The organism is Catenibacterium sp. co_0103 (assembly GCF_004168205.1).
GTDB classification, from domain to species: Bacteria; Bacillota_I; Bacilli_A; order Erysipelotrichales; family Coprobacillaceae; genus Catenibacterium; species Catenibacterium mitsuoka_A.
Genome location: NZ_RCYB01000110.1, coordinates 1 through 6,110, shown reverse-complemented (window position 1 = coordinate 6,110; position 6,110 = coordinate 1). Strand labels below are relative to the sequence as shown.

At 28.2% G+C, this 6,110-nt stretch carries 4 protein-coding genes and 1 pseudogene; 1 reads left to right on the top strand and 4 read right to left on the bottom strand.

Features of this window, described 5'->3' with window-relative positions:
• Positions 1-157: 157 nt before the first annotated feature.
• From EAI80_RS11585 to EAI80_RS11575, 3 genes are all read right to left on the bottom strand, one after another.
• Positions 158-2,182: an ATP-binding cassette domain-containing protein gene (locus EAI80_RS11585; protein ID WP_129982162.1), complete on the bottom strand. Its 2,025-nt coding sequence runs from the start codon at positions 2,180-2,182 to the stop codon at positions 158-160.
• Positions 2,183-2,283: 101 nt separating this feature from the next.
• On the bottom strand, positions 2,284-3,402 hold the full coding sequence (locus EAI80_RS11580) for a hypothetical protein (protein ID WP_129982161.1): 1,119 nt from the start codon (positions 3,400-3,402) through the stop codon (positions 2,284-2,286).
• Positions 3,399-4,082: a LytTR family transcriptional regulator DNA-binding domain-containing protein gene (locus EAI80_RS11575; protein WP_161220351.1), complete on the bottom strand. Its 684-nt coding sequence runs from the start codon at positions 4,080-4,082 to the stop codon at positions 3,399-3,401. Before EAI80_RS11575 ends, EAI80_RS11580 begins: the two co-directional genes overlap by 4 nt.
• Positions 4,083-4,200: 118 nt before the next feature.
• Here EAI80_RS11575 and EAI80_RS11570 point away from each other — a divergent pair.
• Positions 4,201-4,563: pseudogene (locus tag EAI80_RS11570) on the top strand (ATP-binding protein); the annotation flags it as partial.
• Positions 4,564-4,740: 177 nt separating this feature from the next.
• Here the strand turns inward: EAI80_RS11570 and EAI80_RS11565 are convergent.
• Positions 4,741-5,424 carry a hypothetical protein gene (locus EAI80_RS11565; RefSeq protein ID WP_202976640.1) on the bottom strand — a complete coding sequence of 228 codons (684 nt, stop codon included), beginning with the start codon at positions 5,422-5,424 and terminating at the stop codon, positions 4,741-4,743.
• Positions 5,425-6,110: the final 686 nt, after the last annotated feature.

Here is a 6,110-nt window from a genome sequence, read left to right as displayed (position 1 = left end):
CCCTTGATGATAAAACTTAATAGAAATATTATGAAAGTTGATTTATGTCTTGACAACGGTCATTTCATAACAGTAATTTGAGAAGACGGAATACTTATATTCTGGTTCTTAAACAATATATGATTCTTAAAAGATAGATTGATATTCTTCATCTCAATCATAAATCCACCTTCTTTACAAACCATTGACTATAACATATATATAAGAAACAAATAACTAGAGTCACACCTATTTGAATAATCATAAATAGTAATAAACTCATAGTCATTGACTGACGATTAATCACAAAGAAACCAATTTTTCTTGCGATAAAGAAACCAGGAATACTTAGTAATAGAGATAAGATGGACTGTACAATCATATTATCATTCATTAAAGAACAAATTGTTTGATTCTTTAAACCATAAACCTTCAACAATTTAATTTCATTCTTTCTATCATCCAATGCATTCATTTGTACAAGAACATAAAGGAATATTGCGATTAATATCACTACAGCCATAAAAATGTATCTTCCTTTTCTTTCTTCCTTATAGACATCAACCATATCTGTCACTGAATTATATTGATCATAAGTAATGAAATTATTAGAAATCTGAGATATTTCTTTTTCAACACTTTTTAAGTTCTTAATACGGTCTACTTCTACAACATAATTCTTACTTTGATAAGGAGTAATAGCTGCATTGTATTCTTTGTCATCTAGTAAACTATCAGGAGTCTGGTTATTGTATTGATTTAAAATAGTATAGAATGATTTGTCATTCATAAGTACAACATATCCAGCACTAAGAAATTCATTATAATAATCATCTGTTGAAATAATATGATTGATTTCTATTTCAAGATTTACTTTCTTAGTAAGAACCTGAGATAAAGTGCCCAATGTTTTAGAATCATCAATTTCACATTGATAAGTATATTCTTGGACAGGAACATATACATCTATAGATATTTTAAAGTTCTTTTCTTTTTCATCTATACCTAGCTTTCTTGCGAATGATTGACTGATTGCATTTCCTTTAAGTTCTTTTCCATCTACTTTAATATTCTGGAAAGAGTAATAGGGAACGACCATTGGACTCCCTTCCTGAAAATAATCAAACTGTGTTTTACTTCCTTGATAATAAACAGTACCTTTACTCACATCTTCCATTTGATTGATTGTATCAAATACATCAAATGGATAAACACTCTTTACATGTTTGATTGATTTAATATGATTCAATTCCTCAGTACTTATATCAAGATTTACCTCTGCATCACCGATATAATAACTATCTACACCATTCGCAATATAAGAATCATTCATCTTACCTGTATATAATTCTGCTTTATTGGCTTGTTTTATACCACTTGATAACTTATTTTCCTGTAATAGACTATCACTTACGTTAGTAGAAATAGAGATAGTCATAATAAAACCTAGAAGTAATACAAGGATAAACTGAAACCATTGTCTTTTATTCTTATAGAAGAAGTACTTATGATAGCTGCTGATGTTCGATTTTTTGAGTTGAATAGATTGATTTATTTTATCTATTTTTTGATCACATACAAGAATTCTATTTTCTATTCTATAAGTAATGTCTAGATGATTTATTAGATATTCATCATGAGTTGTAATGATAATATATTTGTTTTCTGATTTTAGTTTTTCGAGTAATTGAAGTACGATTTCTTTATTTTCTTGATCTAAAGAAGCAGTTGGTTCATCAATAATAATGATGGATGCATCTTTATACATGGATAACGCTATTAAGAATCTTTTTCTCTGCCCAATAGATAAAGAAGAAGGATAGCAGGATGGATCTATAAGATCCAATCCTACTAGATGAAGCATATTGTTCATTTTGGTTTGATCATATTGGCTTTCTTGTAGGTGATTAATAAATTCAAAATGTTCATATACTTTCATGTTATCAAAGAATGTCCCAAATTGATCAATATAAGACACCTTGTTTAATAGATAGTCTTCTTTATTAGAATTATTGATAGCTACATTATCTACATAAAGAAGATTATCTTTGTACTGGTATAATAATGATTTTAGGAATGTTGTTTTACCACATCCACTTTTACCAATAATACCAGTGATTTGACCAGGACATGTCTTAAAATGAGCATCATTGAATATGACTTGATCACCAAAATTTATATTTACATGTTTCATCTCAATCATAGTAAAGCACCTCCTATTTCAATCATACAACCTTTAAAAAAATAAATAATATCTTGAGGACGTTTGACCGATTTATGAGGATAATAAACAAAAAATACCTGTTATGAAACAGGTATAAGAGTAGAGATATAGAGTGATGCACCAGCATGCTGTACTTGTAAGCTTCCATGATATTTATGCAGTATTAATACAAGAGTATCATATTTCATTTGATTGATTCTTTCTTTTGCATCATTCATATACAATGTGATTTCAAAGGCACATTGGTCTTCCGTTATTTTTACTTCTAATTCATTATTCTCCATGCAATCTATTGCGATATCAAACAGATAATTTATAAGGATATTCAAATGTTCATCCTCTATAAATGATATATCCTGAACAGATACAATAATAGCAGGTTTAATGTTGTTGAGTTTAAGCTGTTCTAATTTCATATTGATAAATGAATCAAATAGCTTATTACCAGATATGATCAGCATGTTATGATCATTGAGAGAATCTATTCTTTTGTTTATCATCTCATTCACATTTTCAAATTCTTTTCTTTTTACATATTCCTTCATCTGAAGGTAATCATATTTTAAGTCATGTCTTAGTTTATAGAGTTCATTGTTTTTCTTTTCAATGAAGGCATAGTTTTGTTGGTCATTCTTAAAATGGTCAATGGCCTGGTTAAGAAGCTGTTGTTCATGATTAAGTTTGGTATATCTAAGGAATAAGTAATAGGAAATGATGATAGTAATCAAAAGGGTTATAAGAATAATGAGATTACAGTTTATGCCTAATATATTAAGAAAGTCATTATAGAGAATATGATAAATACATAGAGTACTTAAGGATATAGCCATAAGTAATCCCCAATAGAGATTCTTATTATCGATAGGGTAAAGTTTTTGAATAATAGCGAATGTAGAGATAATAAGAATATAGATGATCAATGAAACAATAGGGGATATTGGTATTAGAACAACTAAATTCTTTATAACAGTTAAAAATGAAAGATAGAAGATAATTTCTGATAACAGCCTATCTGAATAATAATAGAATAAGAAGCATAAAGATTCTATTAACAAGAGATCCTGTAATAGTGGATGACTTGTAAATACACTAAGAAGACAATTGATCAATAAAGAGGCAATAATAATAGCTGTTTTATTTGTTCTAAGGAGATATGTCAGTAATGCTTCTATACAACAAAAATATAAGAAACTCATCATTGTATGTACCTCCTGTAGGCATGGTATTTTTCAATAATATCTTTTGATTTTCTAGAGACATTAAATGTTTGGTTGTTTATAAGAGTAACACTTTGATTATTGATTTTAGTAACATACTTAAAATTAATAATGGTGTATGAGTTGATCTTATAGAATGCTACATTAGAACATAACTCTTCAGAACATTTCTTTAATGTTGTGTATTGAACATATTCATTATCTTCCGTGTAAAAGGTACATGTATTTCTATGGGATTGAACATAGATAATATCCTTGAGATTAATGTATTGATTGTTTTTCTTATCAACGAGATATTGTTTATGGTTTTCAGCCTGATCTTTATCTATCTTGATAAATAATCTTTCTAAATCATCTTCATAAGATGTTTTTCTTATAAAGAAGTAAAGCGCAATATCAAAACAATCATAAACAAGTGTTTCATTACTAGACATGAATATGATGCGTGTATTCTTATTATCTATACTTTTCGCAATAGTGATACCATTATCCTGCATTAATAGAATATCTATAAACAAATAATCATAATCTTTTAATTGAAGTGATTTGAAATCATTATTAAATACATCAATACTACTTTTACTAAAGCATGTGTTTTCTTCTATCTTATTCTTTATGACTTGGCTGAAATGAGTATCATCATCTATTATTCCTATTTTCATCTTATGTAGCTCCCAATCGAATATGTACATTATTAATTGATGTTTCTATTGTATCACGATATGGGGTTATAAGAAAAAACTACAATACTAAATTATGTAAAATTTAAACCTAGGTGTAGAAGTATGTAATGCACCCCTGAAGGTAATGTATGTAAGACTTCCTGACTTATTAGCTGAATTAGATCTTGCAACGGTTCAGGAAAATTACAGAAAGAGAATAAATCAATACATAAAGTGTAATCTTTTAATACTGGACGAGAGGCTGTTGATAGGGACTAATAATGCCGAACAGCAGGATATTCTTGAAATACTGGAAAAGAGATATCGTATTCATTCAACAGTATTCTGCTCTCAGTTTGATGTTACAGGATGGCACAGTAAGCTTGGTGGAGGCGCCTTAGCTGATGCAATAATGGATAGAATAATATCAAAATCACAGACAATAAAAATCTTTGGTGATAAGTCAATGAGAAGCAGATAAACAAAAAATAATCCTGACTGTACTTTATTTACAGTCAGGATTTTAGGTGGTCAGGTTCATCGGAATACTTGGTCAACCCAATCGGAATGAGTGATCAACTAGAGTGGAATAATCAATATTACAGAAATTTCTGAAAAAAGTAGAAAAAGAACATGTAAAAACATTTGATATACACTACTATTCTAATAATTCTAAAACTCTTATTTGAATAATTTCTTCCAAATATTTGAGTCTTTTTCTAGGTAATCGATATTTATAATGACTTTCAAACTTGAAACCTATTAATTTTCTTAGTTTTTCCTTTTGTCTTTTTGTCATACGTGGTTTTACAAAAGCAATAAAATCTTGATATGTTGCAGGAAGTCTTGTTTGGATGTATTGATTAATATTTTTAAAATCATCATCCATAGCATAACAAAGAAGTGATAATCCATTATCAAAAATAGGCGCACATCCCACAATTTTATTTGATTTATTATCAATTAAAAAACCAAAGTTACCAAAATAACGATCTTCATTTAAAATCACTGCATCAAAAACAAGCATATCTAATAATTCTTGATAATAGCTTTCACCTAGCTTTTTATAATAATCAATAACTGACTCTATTCCACCTGTTTTAATAATTCTTCCAACTGGAATATAAGATACATTTTCATTTGTGAAAAGTAAACATGTTGAACAAAGCTTCCCTTTCCATTTAGAAAGTCCATAATCTACATAATGTAAATCCATTGTCTTGGCAATTTGTGAAGCATAATATTCACTATAAGGTTCTAAGCCACTATTCGCAAATCCTTCTGTTCCTGATTTATAAAGAAGAATATTATTTTTTATTCTTCTCCATGATTTAGCAAGCATCCCATTTGTTGTAAATTCAGGCGATAAACAGTATTTAGTTCATTTATAACTTCCATATCCTGTAAAAGCAATGGAAGCAATATTTGTATTAAAAGAATTATGATAAAGATTTTTATTTTTAAATAAGTCTTTACAATCTTCTTGCACAACCCAATAACTATCATTCAATGATAAGCCTTGACATATATCAATAATACCTTTTGTATCTTTTTCATTTAATCCTAATCGAGATAAAAAATTAGAAACATAGGGTCTATTTCTAGGAATCGTCCTTTTTTGAAGCCATTTTTTTAATCCTTCATTGCTTAATTCTAAGTCTAATGGTAAAAGATATTGTAAATTTTGATTAACAGTATTAATTAAAACTTCTAATCCATCATTTGTATTTTTGTATTAAAAATACAATAAATCATTATCATACTGTTTTAAAATATAATTCATGAAAAACACATCCTTTCAAAAAATAATTATCTAATTTGAATACCCACAAACCACAGGTTAGTGAAAATTAAATTTCATAAGCACCGATTAAACGGCGTTCATGAAGCTGAACCGGACACATGAATTTCCCATCTGTTCTATAATTAGATTAGAAATTAGATGGAGGTATAATCATATGTCAAACAAAGTATTAAAGCCTAAGAAAGCTTCTCTTTATCAGTTCACTCAGAAATATTCCAACAATA

Bases quoted from the DNA above. Each gene is read 5' to 3' on its own strand.
- EAI80_RS11585 (WP_129982162.1), bottom strand. From the start codon at position 2,182: ATGATTGAGATGAAACATGTAAATATAAATTTTGGTGATCAAGTCATA.
- EAI80_RS11580 (WP_129982161.1), bottom strand. From the start codon at position 3,402: ATGATGAGTTTCTTATATTTTTGTTGTATAGAAGCATTACTGACATAT.
- EAI80_RS11575 (WP_161220351.1), bottom strand. From the start codon at position 4,082: ATGAAAATAGGAATAATAGATGATGATACTCATTTCAGCCAAGTCATA.
- EAI80_RS11565 (WP_202976640.1), bottom strand. From the start codon at position 5,424: ATGCTTGCTAAATCATGGAGAAGAATAAAAAATAATATTCTTCTTTAT.